Origin of the sequence: Nocardia sp. NPDC056000 (assembly GCF_042269265.1) — a bacterium.
Taxonomy (GTDB): Bacteria; Actinomycetota; Actinomycetes; order Mycobacteriales; family Mycobacteriaceae; genus Nocardia.
This window is the reverse complement of the sequence record NZ_JBHJXS010000001.1, coordinates 658,127-673,766: the sequence shown is the minus strand read 5'-3', so window position 1 is coordinate 673,766 and position 15,640 is coordinate 658,127. Positions and strand designations below refer to the sequence as shown.

Sequence of the window (15,640 nt, the reverse complement as noted above, 5' to 3'; positions counted from 1 at the left end):
CCGATCTCAGGACAGCGGTACGCCCGCCAGCAGCAAACGCACGCCGACCACGAGCGCGCCCACCGCCACCGCACCGAACACCAGCACCCACACTAGTCCGGGCACATGCGTCAGGCGCGCCAGCTGATCGGCATCGGAATTCGGCTCGTGACGGCGATTACGCTGCAACTCGATCACCGGGCGCACCGCCGCCAGCAACAGGAACCACGCCGCCAGATAGGCCAATCCGGCCTGGGTGTCATCGGTGCCGAACCAGGACACCACCACGATGATGCCGCCGATCACCAGCACCGTCAGCAGGCCGTACCCGTTGCGCACCTTCACCAGCAGAATCAACAGCAGTACGACGGTGAGCCAGAGCATGAGCGTGATCCGATGCGCGCCGAGCAGGCCCGCGTAGGCCAGGCCCAGCAGTGCGGGCGCGGGATATCCGGCCGCGGTGGTCAGAATCATGCCCAGGCCGTACGGCTTTCCGCTGGACACCGTGAGTCCGGAGGTGTCCGAATGCAGGCGGATGCTGTTCAGCCGCCGTCCGGTCAGCAGGGCGGTGAAGGCGTGGCCGCCCTCGTGCGCGATGGTCACCACATTGCGCATCAGCCGCCAGCTCGGGCGGAACGCCACCAATAGCAGCGCGACCACTCCGGTTCCGATCACCAATTGCCAGGGCGGCGCGGACTGGGTGGTGGTCAGTCGATCCACGATCGAGCTGCCGTGTTCGACGAACTCTGCGCTGTACATCGCCGAACCATAGCGAGTGTGGCTGTGCCGGACCACCGAACAAGAGTGCCGGACCACTGAACGCGCGTGCCGGACCAATGCGCGCCGTTTCTCGCATACGACGGCGGGGTCGACGTGATAATCGGTGGGGGCTCGCAGGGGGTGCGCCCGCCGAGAGGAGACGGCCGTGCCGGACTCGCAGCAAGGCAAATCATTCGCGGTGGGCACGCTCGCCGGTGTCAATCCGCCCCTGGCGACCGCGCGCTTCATGGTGAAGGCGGCGCGCCTGGGACGGCTGGATTCGATTCTCGCGCCGGATCATCTGATCAGCGTCTTCCCGAAATCGGTGTGGGACACCGATTTCACCCCGCAGGCCAAGACGGTGCGCAGTCCCGATGAGCAATTCGACTACGCCCCGCTGCTGGCGCATCTCGCCGCTGGCGCTGGCAAGGTGCAGTTGGGGGTCGGCGTGACCGATCCGCACCGGCGGCATCCGGTGCTGCTGGCGCAGACCTTTCTCACCCTGGCGCATATGACCAAGACGCCGCCCATTCTCGGGATCGGCTCCGGTGAGACGGAGAATCTCGATCCGTACGGATTCACCTGGAACCGCCCGGTGGATCGGCTCGAAGAGGCATTGCAGGTGCTGCGCCTGGCGCTGACGTCGACCGAGCCCATCGAATTCACCGGTAAGTACTACCGGATCGACCACGCGCCAATGGATCTGGTCGCTCCGCCGGATCGCATGCCGCAGATCTGGATCGGCGCGCACGGTCCCCGCATGCTGGAACTGACCGGCCGCTACGCCGACGGCTGGTACCCGTGGGAGTCGATGCCGCCGGACGAATACGAACGCCGCTGGAAACTGGTGCGCAAATCCGCGAGCGCGGCGGGCCGGGATCCCGATGCGATCGTTCCCGCGGCCATGGTCCAAATCCTGCCCGCCCGCACCAGATCCGATATCAAGCGGCTGCTGCGTGCACCGGGCGTGCGCTACCTCGGTCTGTTCGCCTCCGCCGAGCTCTGGGCGCGGCACGGTGCGAAACATCCACTGGGAGAGAACTTCCGGGGGCTCATCGATTTGCTGCCGCATCGCCTCAGTCGCGCCGAGGTGCAGGCGGCCATCGCCGAGGTGCCCGATGCGGTGCTGTACGAATGGCTGATCATCGGCACCCCGGCCGAAATCCTGTCCCGGGTACGTGAACTCGCCGACGCCGGTCTACGGCACGCCATTATCTTCCCGTCGTCGGCGCTGGTCTCGAACGCGGACGCGGCTTTCGGCTACGGCGTCGTACTGTGGCTGGCCGCCCGCCTGCGCCGGTCCGTGCGGGAGAGCGCCACCGTTTGATCGTTCGGGGTCCGGGTACCGCCGGGGCATGGTTCATGTGGATGCGCGAGTGGGTCTGCCCGAGACGATCTCGGCGGTGCTGTTCGATCTGGACGGGGTGCTGACCAGTACCGCGGCGGTGCACGAGCGGGCCTGGAAACAGGTCTTCGACGAATTTCTGGTGCAGTGGTGCGGAGCGGGGACGCCGCTGTTCTCGGGTGCGGACTATCGCGATCACGTGGACGGGCTGCCGCGCTTGGACGGGGTGCGCGCGTTCCTGAAGTCCCGGAACATCACCGTGCCGGAGGGGGAAAGCGGTGATCCCGCCGACGGGTGGACGGTGCGCTCGATCGGGGACCGCAAGGATCGGGTGCTGCGCGGGCTGATCGACCGGGAAGGCGTACACGTCTATCCCGGATCGGCGGACTATCTGACCGCGGTGCGGGCGGCGGGACTGCGTATCGGGGTGGTGTCCTCCTCGGCGAACGCCGCCTCGGTGCTGACCGCTGCCGATCTGGCCGGTTTCGTCGAAATCCGCATCGACGGGAAGACTTTCGCGGAACGCGGTCTGGCGGGTAAGCCCGCACCGGATGGATTCCTCGCCGGTGCGGCCGAATTGGGTGTGCGACCGCAGGAGTGCGCCGTCTTCGAGGACGCCATTTCCGGAGTGGCGGCCGGGCATGCGGGTAAGTTCGGATTCGTGGTGGGGGTGGAGCGCACCGGCGAAGCCGAGCACGCCGAGGCGTTGCGCGCCGCCGGGGCGGATGTGGTCGTCGCCGATCTGTCCGAGCTGGTGCAGCGCTGATGGGGGAGAACGGGTTTCAAATCGCCCCGTGGGAATTGCGCTGGTGCGGACTCGATCTCGACGCGCTGCGCCGCACCGAGTCGATCTTCGCGCTCGCCAATGGGCATCTCGGTCTGCGCGGGAGTTTCGACGAAGGTGAGCCGGTGGGGCTGCCGGGAACCTATCTGAACGGTTTCTACGAATCCCGCCCGCTGCCCTACGCCGAGGCCGGATTCGGCTATCCGGAGCTGGGCCAGAGCGTGGTGAACGTGACCGACGGCAAGATCATTCGCCTGCTGGTGGGCGATGAGCCGATGGATTTGCGCTACGGGCGCACCGGGCCGCACGAGCGGGTGCTGGACTTCCGCTCCGGCACGCTGCGGCGCAGCACCGAATGGACCTCACCGACCGGGCGGCGGGTGCGCATCCACTCCGAACGCCTGGTGTCCTTCACCGATCGCGCGGTGGCCGCCATCCGCTATGAGGTGGAACCCCTCGACGGCGGGATCGAATTGGTCGTGCAATCGGATCTGCTTGCCAATGAACCGATTTCGGAGGCGCACGGCGATCCGCGGCTGGGCGCGGCGCTGGACCGGCCGCTGGTCGCCGAGGATGCGGTGGCGCACGATCTCGCCGCGGTGCTGGTGCATCGGACCCGCGATTCGGGATTGCGGGTGGCGGCCGCCATGAATCATGAGCTCGAGGTGAGCGAGTCCGCGCGCTGCGATGTGCACGCCGAGGAAGATCTGGCGCGGGTGACCATCGCGGTGGACGTCGCGGCGGGAAATCGCCTGCGGCTGACCAAATATCTCGCGTACGGCTGGTCCGCGCGGCGCTCCTCGCCCGCACTGCGCGCACAGGTCGATGCCGCACTGGCGTCCGCCATGGAGACCGGCTGGGACGAGTTGTGCGCGCGCCAGCGCGAGTACCTGGACGAGTTCTGGGCGCAGGCCGATATCGAGGTGGACGGTGATCCCGAGCTTCAGCAGGCCGTCCGCTTCGCGATGTTCCATGTCCTGCAGGCGGGTGCGCGCGGGGAGGCCCGCGCCATCCCCGCCAAGGGCCTGACCGGGCCCGGTTATGACGGGCACGCGTTCTGGGACACCGAAACCTATGTGCTGCCGATGCTCACATACACCGTGCCGCAGGCCGCGCGGGACGCATTGCGCTGGCGGCATTCCACGCTCGATCAGGCTCGCAAGCGCGCGGAGGAACTCGGCCAGTCCGGCGCCATGTTCCCCTGGCGCTCGATCAATGGCGAGGAGGCGTCCGGCTACTGGCCGACCGCCACCGCCGCCGTGCACGTCAATGCCGATATCGCCGACGCGACCGTGCGCTATCTGGCCGCCACCGGCGACGAGGAATTCGACATCGAGTGCGGCGTAGAGCTTCTGGTGGAGACCGCCCGGCTGTGGGCCAGCCTGGGGCATCTGGAATCGGACGGGTTCCGCATCGACGGCGTCAGCGGTCCCGATGAATACTCCGCGCTCGCGGACAACAACCTCTACACCAACCTGATGGCCCGGCGGAACTTGCGCGCCGCCGCCGACGCCTGCGAGCGCCGCCCGGAGGTCGCCGACAAGCTGGCCGTCGACGCCGAGGAGTACGGCCGCTGGCGGAAATACGCGGACGCCATGGTGCTGCCCTACAACCACGAACTCGGCGTGCACGAGCAGTCCGAGGGCTTCACCCGTTATGCCCGTTGGGATTTCGACGGCACACCGGAGAAGAAGTATCCGCTGCTGCTGCACTACCCCTATTTCGACCTGTACCGGCTACAGGTGGTCAAACAGGCGGACCTGGTGCTGGCGATGTACCTGTGCCCCGGCATCTTCGACCTGGAGCAGAAGACCCGGAACTTCGGCTACTACGAGCAACTGACCGTCCGGGACTCCTCGCTGTCCGCGTGTATGCAGGCTGTCATGGCCGCCGAGGTCGGACATCTGGACCTGGCCTTCGACCATTTCGCCGAGGCGGCCCTCACCGATCTGCACGATCTGCACCACAATGTCGGTGAGGGACTGCATATCGCGGCGCTCGCGGGCACCTGGATCAGCTGCGTCGGCGGTTTCGGCGGCCTGCGCGATCACGAGGGCGAACCCGCCTTCGCGCCCCGCCTGCCCGAACAGCTCGACCGGCTGGCCTTCCGAATTCGCTGGCGCGCCAGTCGAATAGCGGTCGAGATCCTGCCGCAGCACACCGCCTATCGCCTGCTGTCGGGTGATCCGGTCGGCCTGCGTCACCACGGCATCGCCCACACCCTCACCGATTCCGCACTGACCCTGTCGAATCCGCCCGCACCGGCCCCGCCCCCGGTCTCCGCACCCGCCGGGCGCGCACCGCGCCGCCGCGAGTGAGGCTCAGCCCGCCGATCGCAGCCGTTCCAGGCCGTCGAGGATGAGATCCAGGCCGAATTCGAATTCGGTCTGGTCATCGCACCAACCCAGCAGCGCACCGGTGTCGTCGTGCGTGTCGGCGGCCATCATGCCGACGATATTGGGGAAGCGGTCGGCCATGGCGGTGAGGGCGGCGACCGCGTCCGGTTCGCTCTGATCGGCAGGGGGGCCGAAGAGTTCCTGGGTGAAGCCGAGGGCGCGGCTGCCCAGGCTGTGCATGGCGTGGTGGGCGAGTTCGTAGGAGAAGCCGCCGCCGCGGAGCAGGCCGATGACGCCGTCGAAGTAGGCGACGATCGAGAGCGTCATGGGGGAGCGGGTGCCGATCAGCGCGGGGGCCCACGGATGGCCGAGCAGAATGTCGCGGGCGATGAGAATGCGCTTGCGCAGCAACGGTTTCCAGTCGGCCGGGTCGTGCACGACCGGTGTTCCGACGGCCGCGGTGATGCTGTCGAGCACGACTTCGGCCATGCCGTCGAGCAATTCGGCCTTATTGGCCACGTGGTGGTAGAGCGACATCGCCTCGACGCCGAGGTCGGTCGCGATATTGCGCATGGTGACCGCTTCGACGCCGTCCCGGTCGGCCCGCGCGACCGCGGTGCGGAAAATCTGCTCCCGGCTCAGGCGGGGACGTTGATCGGTGACCATGACAGACAAATTTACCGTACGTCGTAAGTCTCGCAGGTCTTGACAGCCTTACAACGTAATGTTTCCCTGGTTCCATCAGACTTACGTCGTAAGGGAGAGTGATGAGAACCATGTGGATCGTGATCGCGATAGGGGTGGGCACGCCGGTGGGCCTGGCCCTGGGAGCGCTGTTCTTCCTGCTGGCGGTGATGCAGACGGGATATGAACCCGGGCTCGCGCTGGTGCGCCGCTTCAACCGGCGGGTCACCAATCGGCGGGTCATGAAGACCGCCGGACAGCGCGGGTCGGACGCCTCGGTGGTCCGGCACACCGGCCGCTCCAGCGGGAAGGAGTACGCGACGCCGGTCGGCATCACCGAGGCGGGCGAGGATTTCCTGATCTCACTGCCCTACGGCACCACGCCGGACTGGCTCAAGAATGTGCTGGCGGCCGGTACCGCCGAGGTCGTGCACGAGGGCACGACCTACCGGATCACCGAGCCCGAACTGGTGCCGGTCGCCTCGGTGGCCCGGTACCAATCGCGCTCGGAGCGCTTGGGGCTGCGGCTGTTCGGGGTGGACCAGGTCCTGCGCCTGCGCAGGGCGGCGGCGCAGTGACCCGGTATTCGCAAGGGGTACGGGCTATTTCAGGTATCTGAGCAGTCCGAGGTTCGGCTCCAGCACGCCGTCCTGGCCCAGGGCCAGGAAATCGGATTCCACCGCCGCGCGCTCCAGCCTGCCCGCCCGCACCGCCTGATACCGCACATAGGACCAGACGAAGACGTCGAGGTTGTCGAAGCGCGTCCCGGCTTCGACAACCTCTTCCTCGTGAAACCACACGGCCACTTGACCATTGGTGAGTACGACGTAAAGGTTGCCGCCGCCGTCCGCGCCGATGGAGTAGAGATCGTCATCGGTGAGTTCGGTGGTGTAGTCCGAATCCAGGATGCCGCAGTCGTTCCCGGCGAAATCGAAGCCGTAGGACCAGTCGTAGATATCCAGGAACTGCGGCATGGCATCCGAGCGCACCCGCCGATCCAGGGCGGCGAGCGCCGCCGCGTCCGCGGGCTGCAAACGAGCGAGAAACGGTGCTACCGAACGGGTTTCCGCGGGAACGTGAACCGGGTCGTCAGCGGGGAACCAGCGCGCCAGATCGGCGTCGAGATCGCGATCGATATAGCCGGTGAGATCGGTGAGAGTGAGCGTCACGCGGCGATTGTAGAAGGACCGGGTGACAGTGGCCTCAGCTCGCGAGCGCAGCCCGGAAATGCGCGGCGAGATCCAGGGCCGCGGCCTGTTCCGGGGTGACCCAGGCGTGGTCGTCATGTTCCTCGGGGTTGAGAGTGACCGGGCCGGAACCGCTTTCGATCACCTCGTAGACGCGGGCGTGAATGCGCAGCGGGCGACCGGCCACATCCATCCAGGAATGTTCGGCGCGCTCACGGGTGACGGTCACCGTCAGCCCGGTCTCCTCGGACACTTCGCGGACCGCGGCCTGTTCGGGGCGCTCACCGGGTTCGATACCGCCACCGGGCAATTCCCAGCGGCCAGCCAGGAAGACGCCCGGGGCGCGACGGATCAGCAGGACCGCGCCGTCGCGCTCGATACGGCAGTACACCAGGTGCTTATCGCTCACCCCGATGATCATGCCACCGGCTCAGGCGATTTCGAGCTCAGGATACTTCCGCCGGTGCGGCCAGGGCGGCCTGCATGGCCACGCCGTCCACGTACGAATGCTTCTCCCGGACCAGGCCGTTCTCGACGAAGACCACATCCGCCAGATCCACCGCGACCGGCGATCCGGTGACCGAGGTGCCGCGCAGCACCCACTGCACGACCCAGAAATCTTCTCCGACACGGAGACTGACCTGTTCGAAGGTGAGATCCGGGACCAGGGCGAAGGTTCCGGCGGCGGAGGCGCGGATCTCATCGCGGCCGCGTGCGGGCGCACTGCCCGAATGCAGGTGGAATATCGAATCGGGAGTGTGCAATTCGACGATGCGGTCCGGATCGTGGTCGGCCCAGCAGGCGTGATAGCGCTCGAAAAGGTCTCTGGTGGCATCGGACATGATGCGAAATCCTTCTAAGATACAAACAGGATGACTGTATGTAACGGTAGCACCGGCGGGAGCGCGATATGCCTCGAATCGAAGACGCGGCGGTGCTGCCCTAGACTTCGACGTCGCCATGAACGCTGATCGCCGAACCCAAGCCGAACGCTCGGCCTCCACTCGCGGCGCGGTCATCCGCGCGGCGCGAGAGCTGTTCGGGCAGTACGGATATGGGGCGGTCAGCACGGTCGCGGTGGCCGCTGCCGCCGGGGTCAGCCGGGGTGCGCTCTACCACCAGTTCGGTGAGAAGCGCGAACTGTTCGAGGCGGCGTTCGAAGACCTGGAACGCGATCTGGTCCGGGTGATCGGGGCGGCCGTCGCGGGAGCCCGGGCCACCGACCCGCTGGCGAGCCTGACCGTGGGGTGCCTGGCCTGGCTGGACGCCTCCACCGCACCGGATGTCCGGCGCATCGCGCTGCTGGACGCGCCCGCGGTACTGGGGTGGAGCCGCTGGCGGGAGATCGAACTGCGGCACACCATCGGCCTGGTGGAGAACGCGCTGGCCGGTGCCATCGCGGCGGGACGGGTACGCGCGCAACCGGTTCGGCCGCTGGCGCTGATCATCGTCGGGGCACTGGACGAAGCGGCCCAATGCCTGGCCAACACCACCGATGCCGACGCCGAGACCCCGGCCATCCGAGCGGTGATCGAACAGCTGATCGCGGGCCTCGCCGTCGAATAGCCGTAGTCGAGCGGGTGATCGCCGACGCCGCGGCGAAATCGGTGTCAGGGCAGTCGGTTCCGGGCGGCTTTCGCTCGGCGTTCGGCGGCCTCGAGTTGCTGCTCGGCGTGGCGCAGGGATTCCTTGGCCGAACGTTCGGCGGCGGCGGTGAAACGGCGTTGTTCCTGGGCCTGGGCCAATTCGTCGCGGAGTTCGGTGATGCGCGAATCGAGGTCTGTCAGTTCGGCGGTGGCGGTGTCGTGTTCGGAACGCGTGGAAAGTACCGCGGCGCGGGCGGATTCGATCTCGGCGAGCGATTCCTTCAGTTCGCGGCGCGCCTCGGCCTGCGCTTTGGCCTGCGCTTCGGACGCTTTATCGCTGTGGCCTGAACCGGTCCGGGGCGCGGACTCGGTGGATTGTCTGCGGGGTGTACGACCGGTCCGCGTGTCGTGCGATGTGCTGTCAGGCGTCCCGGCCGCTCCGGAATCCTTTGCGGCACCGCTCGTATCGGGGACGGCGACGAGCCCGGCGGGACCGAATCCTTCGTAACTGGCTGCGGCGGTGAGTGTTCCGGCGCTGACTTGATCGCCGATCTCCGGATCGGCCAGCGCGGCCTGGAGGGTGCCGCCGATATCCCGCAGCACCGATTCGGTGAGCCGCTGTCCGTGCGAGGCGGCGAGGTCACCGGCCTTGCGGGTAAGTGCGCTGATCACCTGCTGCCGCTGAGTGCTGAGCGCGCGCAATTGCTCGGCCGAGAGCCGGCGCTGCGCCTCGCGCAGGGCCGCGCCCAGGTCCATTAGTGCGGCCACGTCCTCGGCGTCTTCGCGGGCCAGCAGATTCACCGCCCACGCCGCCACGGTCGGCCGCCGCAACTTCCCGATCTCCGCGGCCAGCGCCCTGTCCCCGTCGGCCCGCGCCTGACCGGCCCGTTCCGTGCGCAACGCCACGAAGTCCGCGGGCGCCGCCCCGTAGAGTTCGGCCGCAACCTCGTCCAGCGTCATGAGAGTCAAGCCTACGAGCCCGCCGGACCGGCCGGGCGCATGGTTCGCCCGGGTGTTGCCGGGGATCGAAAATCAGTTGCCGGTCGCCGCCGATGGTGGAAACGTGCTGGTGTCCGGTCCATTCACAGCGGGAGATGCCATGCGCCGATTCCTCGATACACCCCAAATCCCTTACCGGACGGTGACTTTCGAGGACTTCGACTCCCATGCATATTCGGCACACCCTCAATATCGGCATCCTGGCGCATGTTGACGCCGGTAAAACCAGCCTGACCGAACGCCTGCTGTTCGATACCGGCGTCATCGACGTGCTCGGTGCGGTCGACGCGGGCAATACCCGCACCGACACCGGGGTGATCGAACGTCAGCGCGGTATCACCGTGCGCTCCTCGGTGGTGTCCTTCACCGCTGACGACGTCCGGGTGAATCTGGTCGACACCCCCGGGCACTCCGATTTCATCGCGGAGGTGGATCGCGCGCTAGCGGTGCTCGACGGCGCGATCCTGGTGCTGTCCGCGGTGGAGGGCGTCCAGGCGCAGACCCGCCGCCTGATGCGCACGCTGCGCGAAATGCGCGTGCCGGTAGTACTTTTCGTCAACAAGATCGATCGGCGTGGTGCGCGCCGGGACGAACTGCTCGACGATATTCGGCGGTGGCTGACACCGCATCTGATCCCCATGACGGAGGTGTGCGACCTCGGCGCCCGATCGGCCCGCGCACTCGCGGTCTCACATGAGGCCCCGGAGTTCACCGCTCGCCTGTCGGAGTTGCTCGCCGACACCGATGACACCTGGCTGGATCGCCTGGTCGACGGGCCGGACCCCACCCCCGCCGAACTGTGGACCGCGTTCGCGGACAGCGTCGACGCGGGCCGCACCCATCCGGTGTACTTCGGTTCGGCCATCAGCGGCCAGGGCATCGGCGCGCTCATCGACGGCGTGACGGCGCTGCTGCGCCCGCACCCCGGCGATGAGACCGCCGATCCCGAGGGCATCGTGTTCGCGCTCGAACGCCGACCATCCGGTGCCAAAACCGCCTATCTGAGGCTGTTCGCGGGAACGGTGATCCCGCGTCAACAGGTGATCATGCGTCGCCGCGACCCGGATGGCACCGAGAGTTCGTACACCGGCCGGATCACCGCCGTCGAGGTCATCGGCGAGCCTGCCGCCGACCGATTGTGCGCGGGCGGCATCGCCAGAATCAGCGGCCCGGCCGAACTACGGGTGGGGGACCGGCTCGGGGCCGAGGGTTCGGAAAACAGTGCCGCACACCACTTTCCCGCACCAACATTCCGCACCGTGGTCAGGTCCGCCGATCCGAGCGCGGCGGCCCGCCTGCACCTGGCCCTACGGCAACTGTCCGAACAGGACCCTTTTATTCACGCGACCGCGGAATCCGGCGGCGGCACCGCACTACTGCTGTACGGCGAGATCCAGCAGGAGATCATCGCCGCGACCCTGGCACAGGAATTCGGCATAGCCGCGATCTTCGAACCCTTCCGCCCTGCCTATTTCGAACGACCGCGCCACAGCGGCGAATCATGCGAGGAAATGGGCAGACGCGCACCCAGCCCCGGCGGCTGGTGGGCCACCATCGGCCTGCGCGTCGATAAAGCACCCATAGGATCCGGCACCGCCTTTCACTACGAGACCGAACTGGGCGCGCTACCGCACGCCTTCCACTGCGCCATCGAGGAAACGGTGCACGCTACGCTCCGCACCGGACCACACAGCAGGCCCGTCACCGATTGCGTTGTCACCCTGACCCGTTCGGGTTTCGTCGGCCCGCTCAGCACCGCCGGTGACTTCCGCGCGCTGACACCGGTGGTGCTCGCCCGCGCCCTCGACGCCGCGGGAACCGAAATCTACGAGCCTTGCCACGCCTTCGAGGCCGAGATCCCCGCCGACACGATCGCACCGGTCCTGTCCTGTCTCACCGAACTCGGCGCGGATATCGAGGACACCGTGCCCGGCGCGACCGGCTGGCAGCTCACCGGAACCCTTCCCGCGCGCCGGGTCCGCTCTGCCGAACAGCGATTGCCGGGTCTGACCCGAGGCGAGGGCATGTGGTGGTCGCGTCCGTCCGGGGATCGGCCGCTTGGTGCACGGCCCGAATCGCGAACACGGTGGTGATCCGCGCGTCGATCGTCCGCCTCACCCGCCGAATCCGAGTTCCCGCTGGACAATCCGCTTTTCGAGGGGTATCAGAGTGGGTATGGCTACCGATATCAAGGTAGTGCGACGCCGTGGAGGAGGTGGTCCTGGTGTCGGAGAGTCCTCCCACGTCGGTGCGGGCCTGGCGGGTCCGGCCGTGGAATCCCAATCCGCTCATGCGGTTTTCGGATCGATTCGAGGTGGTGGTCCGGGCGCTGGCGGTGGCGGCCGTCGTGGTGGCGATACCGGTATCGGGTGCGATCGGGACCGTGAGCTACACCGGGGCGGCGGCTCGGATCGCGGCACAGGACGCGGGTAAGGAGCATGTGGACGCCACGCTCACCGGGGAGACGCTGCGGCTGCCGGCGGCCGATCGGTACGGGGTGCACCAGGACCGGTATCAGGCGCCCGCGACCTGGAATCACGACGGGCACACCGTGATCGCGACCATCGATGTGCCTGCACCGCAGACCGTGGGCAGTACGGTGCCGCTGTGGATCGGCAATGACGGCAACCCCACCATCGCACCCGCACGGCCGGGTGCGGCCGCGGCCGAGGGCGTCGGCACCGGGCTCGCCATACTGGTCGAAAGCTGGTGTGCCGCAGCGGCGACGGTGTGGATCACCGGGACCGTGCTGGAAACCCGGCGCAATTCGCGCTGGGACCGGGAATGGCGGTCGATGAACCGGCCGATCGGCAAGGACAGCCTCTGACCCGGCAGGACGGCCGCTGATCCGGCGGGGACGGTCGCTGAGCTGCCAGGGACAGCCGCTGATCGCGAGATACCCGGGCGCGGAGCGGTATTCGCCGTGCCCCGCGGTTCAGTATTCGCCGTGCACCAGGTGCTGAGGCGCCTCACCCGCGAGATATCTGCCGATCTGCTCGACCGCGATGGCCCAGCCGCGCTGCTGACTGCCCCGGCTGCTGCCGCCCACATGCGGGGTGATGAGCACACCCGGCGCATCCCAGAGCGGATGCCCCGCGGGCAGCGGCTCCGGATCGGTGACATCGAGAATCGCGCGCAGACGGCCTTTTTCGAGCTCGGCGAGCAGCGCGTCGGTGCGCACCACCGGACCGCGTGCCGCATTGACCAGGATCGCGCCGTCGGCCATGCGGGACAGGAATCGCGCGTCCACCATGCCGGTGGTCGCGGCGGTCACCGGCACCATCAGCACCACGACGTCGAAATCGCCCAGCAGCCCGGGCAATTCGTCCACCCCGTGCACGCCCGTCCGCGCCCGGGTGCCGACCTTGGCGACCGTGGCGTCGAACGCGAGCAGCTTGCGTTCCAGCTCATTGGCGAGATCGCCCGCGCCCACGATGAGAATCCGCTTGCCGGACAGGGTGTCGGTCTGATGCTGGGTCCACCGGTGCTCGCGCTGCGCCGCCGCGAACTCCACGAATTCCCGGTACACCGTGAGCAATCCGGTCATCGCCCATTCGGCGGTGCTCGCCCCGTGCGCACCGCGCGCGATCGAGAGCATGACCCCTTCGGGCACCTTCCCGACCCACGCCTCCGCACCGGCGGTGAGCAATTGCACCAGTCGCAGTTTCGGCAGCTCCCAGGTCATATGCACCGCTTCGGGGCCGACCAGGAACCCGGGCACCAGCACCTCGGCCTCCTCGGCCCCGGCGGGCAAGGGCTCCCCGAGCCGGAAACGCAACGCCCGCACGCCCTCCAGACGCGCGACCGCCGCGAGGCCGTAATCATCCGGAACGAGCACAGTCACACTCATGGTGGTGACGTTATCGGATGTGCCTCGCGGCGGTCGCGAGCTGTCAATGCTGTCAATGAGGGTTAGTAATACCAGCGCCTGCCGCCGACCGGACGGCCGACCGAGCCGAGCGCCCAGAGCACCAGACCGGCCACCAGCACGATGATGCCGAGCGTGGTCAGCAGCGGAATGCCGACGAGCCAGCCGATGACGAGCAGGACGAGTCCGAGAACAATCATGACGAATTCCTATTTGGAGGTTGTTGCGGGGTTGGCCGGAGTGTCGGCCGACGGCCGGCGCAGGAAGCGGTTCATCGACCACTGCGGCTGCTGCGCGGGAGCGGCGGCCGGCGCCGGCTTCGCCATCACGGGCTTCGCCGCGACCGGCCTGGCGGGCGCGGTATCCGGGATGGGTGTACCGAATTCCTTTCGCGCGGCGGCCATTTCGCGCCGCGACTGTCTCAGGTCCCGGCGTGCGGCGATACCGCGGCGGGAGGTGGTCCAGGTGCCCGCCAGCAGCATGATGAGCCCGCAGGTACCGACGGCGCCGATGAGGATGCCGTACGCGAAAAGTAGGCCCGAGGAGCCCGTGTAGTTATGACCGAAGACGGTGAAACCGCCGGAGAGCAGATGGCTTCCGCCGCTGTTGGCGACTATCCCCGCGACCCCTACGGCCACGGCCGCGACCAGCGCGATGAGCCCGATGATGGTGAACATACTGTCGCTATTCCCGCGGTACGGCACAACAAACCCGCAGGACGCGGGGTTGTCCGGGTTTGGCTGGGCGACGCGCCGGGGTTTGCCGGGCGGCTCGCCGGTCATTGCGGAAGTGTTCGCGAAATCCACCCGGAAGGCAGACAGTATGAGCGCCTACACATTCCAACTCCCGCATTTCTCCGCCGATGCCGATCAGGCCGAACGCGCACTGCGCGGGATGGACTCGACCAGTGCGGTGAACGCCGACAAGTCCTCGCAGACCCTCACCGTGAACTCCTCGCTGAGCTACGGCGAGGTGCTGGATGTGCTGCGTCAGCAGGGCATCTCGGCCCAGTAGCGCGGTGACGCGGTAACGAAGGGATCGCTCCCGGCGGGTCGCCCGCCCGGAATGGCAATCGAGCGGCAAACTCCGGGGCATGTCCCCATTGCCCGATTGTCTGCGCGGGTAGCGGCCCGCCGTGGTCTGGCCGCTGTCCGGTGTCCCGGCCCCCATGCTGGCGGTCGGCGGTACGCCGCCGGACGAGCCCGGGTGGGCGGTGGAGATGAAATGGGACGGGGTGCGGATCATCGCGGTGTGCGCGGCGCGGGAGTGCGCGCTCTACAGTCGCAACGGCAACTCCGTCGGCTCGTCCTATCCGGAGTTGGTGGCCGCGCTGAAGACCTTGGCGGGTAAGGGATCTCTGATCCTGGACGGCGAGATCGTGGCGCAGCGGCCGGACGGCGCGCCCTCCTTCGGGCTGCTGCAGCGGCGCATGCATGTGGCGCGGCCGGGTGAACAGCTCGTCGCGGAGGTTCCGGTGCGGTTCTTCGCCTTCGACATCCTCACGCTGGGGGATCGCGACACCATGCCCGAGCCGTATCTGACGCGCCGGGAAATACTGGCCGGACTGGAGTTCACCGACCCGCTCTCCGCCCCGCCGCACTGGCTCGATATGGATGCGGACAGTTTGCTGAATGCGGCTCGCGACCATCACCTCGAGGGCATCGTGTCCAAGCGCGTCGATTCGGTGTATCTGCCCGGCCGTCGATCGCCCGCCTGGATCAAGACACCGCTGCGGCGCACTACCGAAGTGGTGGTTGCCGGTTGGACGCCGGGGACCGGTGCGATGGCCCCCACGTTCGGTTCACTGGTCCTCGGCGCATACGACGAGACCGGTCGATTCGCCTACATCGGCAATGTCGGCACCGGCTTCACCCAGACCGCCCGGCGCATTATTCGCCGCACCCTCGATGAAATCGAGGTCGTCACAAGCCCTTTCGACCCGGCGCCGCCGGAAGCCGCGGCGGGCCGCTGGCACTGGGTGGATCCGATCCTGGTGGGCGATGTGCAGTATCGCGAATTCGCGGGCGCCCGGCTTCGTATGCCGAGTTGGAAAGGTCTGCGCACGGACAAGGCTCCGGCGCAGGTGGAAGTGCCTCCGGTGCACTGAGCCCGG

The 15,640-nt window shown here is 67.8% G+C and carries 18 protein-coding genes; 9 read left to right on the top strand and 9 right to left on the bottom strand.

Features of this window, described 5'->3' with window-relative positions; all coding sequences use genetic code 11:
- Positions 1 to 6: 6 nt before the first annotated feature.
- Positions 7 to 738, bottom strand: a complete 732-nt coding sequence (locus ACFC4D_RS03200; protein ID WP_364633424.1) for a M50 family metallopeptidase — start codon at positions 736 to 738, stop codon at positions 7 to 9.
- A gap of 166 nt (positions 739 to 904) precedes the next feature.
- On the opposite strand from ACFC4D_RS03200, the gene ACFC4D_RS03195 reads away from it, so the two are divergent.
- From ACFC4D_RS03195 to ACFC4D_RS03185, 3 genes are read left to right on the top strand one after another with little or no spacing between them, the layout of a single operon-like run.
- Positions 905 to 2,065 (top strand): LLM class flavin-dependent oxidoreductase, encoded by a 1,161-nt coding sequence (locus tag ACFC4D_RS03195; protein WP_375966958.1) that lies wholly within the window; start codon positions 905 to 907, stop codon positions 2,063 to 2,065.
- A gap of 28 nt (positions 2,066 to 2,093) precedes the next feature.
- Entirely contained in the window at positions 2,094 to 2,849 is a 756-nt protein-coding gene (locus tag ACFC4D_RS03190; protein WP_376061500.1) for an HAD family hydrolase, read from the top strand.
- Positions 2,849 to 5,185 (top strand): glycoside hydrolase family 65 protein, encoded by a 2,337-nt coding sequence (locus tag ACFC4D_RS03185; protein WP_376061499.1) that lies wholly within the window; start codon positions 2,849 to 2,851, stop codon positions 5,183 to 5,185. The genes ACFC4D_RS03190 and ACFC4D_RS03185 overlap by 1 nt, the downstream gene beginning before the upstream one ends.
- Positions 5,186 to 5,188: 3 nt before the next feature.
- Here the strand turns inward: ACFC4D_RS03185 and ACFC4D_RS03180 are convergent, their stop codons facing one another.
- A complete protein-coding gene (locus tag ACFC4D_RS03180; protein ID WP_376061497.1) occupies positions 5,189 to 5,869 on the bottom strand; it encodes a TetR/AcrR family transcriptional regulator C-terminal domain-containing protein in 681 nt (226 codons plus the stop codon).
- Between the two features lie 101 nt (positions 5,870 to 5,970).
- On the opposite strand from ACFC4D_RS03180, the gene ACFC4D_RS03175 reads away from it, so the two are divergent.
- Positions 5,971 to 6,465 carry a nitroreductase/quinone reductase family protein gene (locus tag ACFC4D_RS03175; protein ID WP_376061495.1) on the top strand — a complete coding sequence of 165 codons (495 nt, stop codon included), beginning with the start codon at positions 5,971 to 5,973 and terminating at the stop codon, positions 6,463 to 6,465.
- Between the two features lie 24 nt (positions 6,466 to 6,489).
- Here ACFC4D_RS03175 and ACFC4D_RS03170 read toward each other — a convergent pair whose 3' ends face one another.
- Genes ACFC4D_RS03170 through ACFC4D_RS03160 form a run of 3 tightly spaced genes read right to left on the bottom strand, consistent with a single transcriptional unit; the run spans position 6,490 to position 7,916 of the window.
- Entirely contained in the window at positions 6,490 to 7,056 is a 567-nt protein-coding gene (locus ACFC4D_RS03170; protein WP_376061494.1) for a hypothetical protein, read from the bottom strand.
- Positions 7,057 to 7,090: 34 nt separating this feature from the next.
- Entirely contained in the window at positions 7,091 to 7,483 is a 393-nt protein-coding gene (locus ACFC4D_RS03165) for an NUDIX domain-containing protein (protein WP_375966967.1), read from the bottom strand.
- A gap of 37 nt (positions 7,484 to 7,520) precedes the next feature.
- Positions 7,521 to 7,916 (bottom strand): nuclear transport factor 2 family protein, encoded by a 396-nt coding sequence (locus ACFC4D_RS03160; protein WP_375966968.1) that lies wholly within the window; start codon positions 7,914 to 7,916, stop codon positions 7,521 to 7,523.
- Positions 7,917 to 8,034: 118 nt separating this feature from the next.
- Between ACFC4D_RS03160 and ACFC4D_RS03155 the strand changes: the two genes are divergently transcribed.
- Positions 8,035 to 8,640 (top strand): TetR/AcrR family transcriptional regulator, encoded by a 606-nt coding sequence (locus tag ACFC4D_RS03155; protein WP_376061491.1) that lies wholly within the window; start codon positions 8,035 to 8,037, stop codon positions 8,638 to 8,640.
- Between the two features lie 44 nt (positions 8,641 to 8,684).
- On the opposite strand, the gene ACFC4D_RS03150 is transcribed toward ACFC4D_RS03155, so the two are convergent.
- Positions 8,685 to 9,620: a hypothetical protein gene (locus tag ACFC4D_RS03150; protein WP_376061488.1), complete on the bottom strand. Its 936-nt coding sequence runs from the start codon at positions 9,618 to 9,620 to the stop codon at positions 8,685 to 8,687.
- Positions 9,621 to 9,826: 206 nt separating this feature from the next.
- On the opposite strand from ACFC4D_RS03150, the gene ACFC4D_RS03145 reads away from it, so the two are divergent.
- Positions 9,827 to 11,752, top strand: coding sequence for a GTP-binding protein (locus ACFC4D_RS03145; RefSeq protein ID WP_376061486.1), 1,926 nt, complete (start codon positions 9,827 to 9,829; stop codon positions 11,750 to 11,752).
- A 131-nt stretch (positions 11,753 to 11,883) separates the two neighbouring features.
- Positions 11,884 to 12,486 (top strand): hypothetical protein, encoded by a 603-nt coding sequence (locus ACFC4D_RS03140; RefSeq protein ID WP_364633446.1) that lies wholly within the window; start codon positions 11,884 to 11,886, stop codon positions 12,484 to 12,486.
- Between the two features lie 108 nt (positions 12,487 to 12,594).
- Here the strand turns inward: ACFC4D_RS03140 and ACFC4D_RS03135 are convergent, their stop codons facing one another.
- The 3 genes from ACFC4D_RS03135 to ACFC4D_RS03125 form a co-directional block, all read right to left on the bottom strand.
- Positions 12,595 to 13,509 carry a 2-hydroxyacid dehydrogenase gene (locus ACFC4D_RS03135; RefSeq protein ID WP_375966974.1) on the bottom strand — a complete coding sequence of 305 codons (915 nt, stop codon included), beginning with the start codon at positions 13,507 to 13,509 and terminating at the stop codon, positions 12,595 to 12,597.
- 62 nt (positions 13,510 to 13,571) lie between these two features.
- Complete coding sequence (locus ACFC4D_RS03130) at positions 13,572 to 13,727, bottom strand: hypothetical protein (RefSeq protein ID WP_364633449.1); 156 nt, start codon at positions 13,725 to 13,727, stop codon at positions 13,572 to 13,574.
- A gap of 9 nt (positions 13,728 to 13,736) precedes the next feature.
- Positions 13,737 to 14,309: a hypothetical protein gene (locus ACFC4D_RS03125; protein WP_376061485.1), complete on the bottom strand. Its 573-nt coding sequence runs from the start codon at positions 14,307 to 14,309 to the stop codon at positions 13,737 to 13,739.
- A gap of 40 nt (positions 14,310 to 14,349) precedes the next feature.
- On the opposite strand from ACFC4D_RS03125, the gene ACFC4D_RS03120 reads away from it, so the two are divergent.
- A complete protein-coding gene (locus ACFC4D_RS03120; RefSeq protein ID WP_376061483.1) occupies positions 14,350 to 14,541 on the top strand; it encodes a hypothetical protein in 192 nt (63 codons plus the stop codon).
- A gap of 121 nt (positions 14,542 to 14,662) precedes the next feature.
- Positions 14,663 to 15,634 carry a non-homologous end-joining DNA ligase gene (gene ligD / locus ACFC4D_RS03115; RefSeq protein WP_376061481.1) on the top strand — a complete coding sequence of 324 codons (972 nt, stop codon included), beginning with the start codon at positions 14,663 to 14,665 and terminating at the stop codon, positions 15,632 to 15,634.
- Positions 15,635 to 15,640 lie beyond the last annotated feature (6 nt).

Excerpts from the sequence above, each read along its gene's own strand:
- ACFC4D_RS03200 (WP_364633424.1), bottom strand. The coding sequence starts at position 738 with ATGTACAGCGCAGAGTTCGTCGAACACGGCAGCTCGATCGTGGATCGA.
- ACFC4D_RS03190 (WP_376061500.1), top strand. The coding sequence starts at position 2,094 with ATGGTTCATGTGGATGCGCGAGTGGGTCTGCCCGAGACGATCTCGGCG.
- ACFC4D_RS03185 (WP_376061499.1), top strand. The coding sequence starts at position 2,849 with ATGGGGGAGAACGGGTTTCAAATCGCCCCGTGGGAATTGCGCTGGTGC.
- ACFC4D_RS03180 (WP_376061497.1), bottom strand. The coding sequence starts at position 5,869 with ATGGTCACCGATCAACGTCCCCGCCTGAGCCGGGAGCAGATTTTCCGC.
- ACFC4D_RS03175 (WP_376061495.1), top strand. The coding sequence starts at position 5,971 with ATGAGAACCATGTGGATCGTGATCGCGATAGGGGTGGGCACGCCGGTG.
- ACFC4D_RS03160 (WP_375966968.1), bottom strand. The coding sequence starts at position 7,916 with ATGTCCGATGCCACCAGAGACCTTTTCGAGCGCTATCACGCCTGCTGG.
- ACFC4D_RS03155 (WP_376061491.1), top strand. The coding sequence starts at position 8,035 with ATGAACGCTGATCGCCGAACCCAAGCCGAACGCTCGGCCTCCACTCGC.
- ACFC4D_RS03150 (WP_376061488.1), bottom strand. The coding sequence starts at position 9,620 with ATGACGCTGGACGAGGTTGCGGCCGAACTCTACGGGGCGGCGCCCGCG.
- ACFC4D_RS03145 (WP_376061486.1), top strand. The coding sequence starts at position 9,827 with ATGCATATTCGGCACACCCTCAATATCGGCATCCTGGCGCATGTTGAC.
- ACFC4D_RS03135 (WP_375966974.1), bottom strand. The coding sequence starts at position 13,509 with ATGAGTGTGACTGTGCTCGTTCCGGATGATTACGGCCTCGCGGCGGTC.
- ACFC4D_RS03130 (WP_364633449.1), bottom strand. The coding sequence starts at position 13,727 with ATGATTGTTCTCGGACTCGTCCTGCTCGTCATCGGCTGGCTCGTCGGC.
- ACFC4D_RS03125 (WP_376061485.1), bottom strand. The coding sequence starts at position 14,309 with ATGACCGGCGAGCCGCCCGGCAAACCCCGGCGCGTCGCCCAGCCAAAC.
- ACFC4D_RS03120 (WP_376061483.1), top strand. The coding sequence starts at position 14,350 with ATGAGCGCCTACACATTCCAACTCCCGCATTTCTCCGCCGATGCCGAT.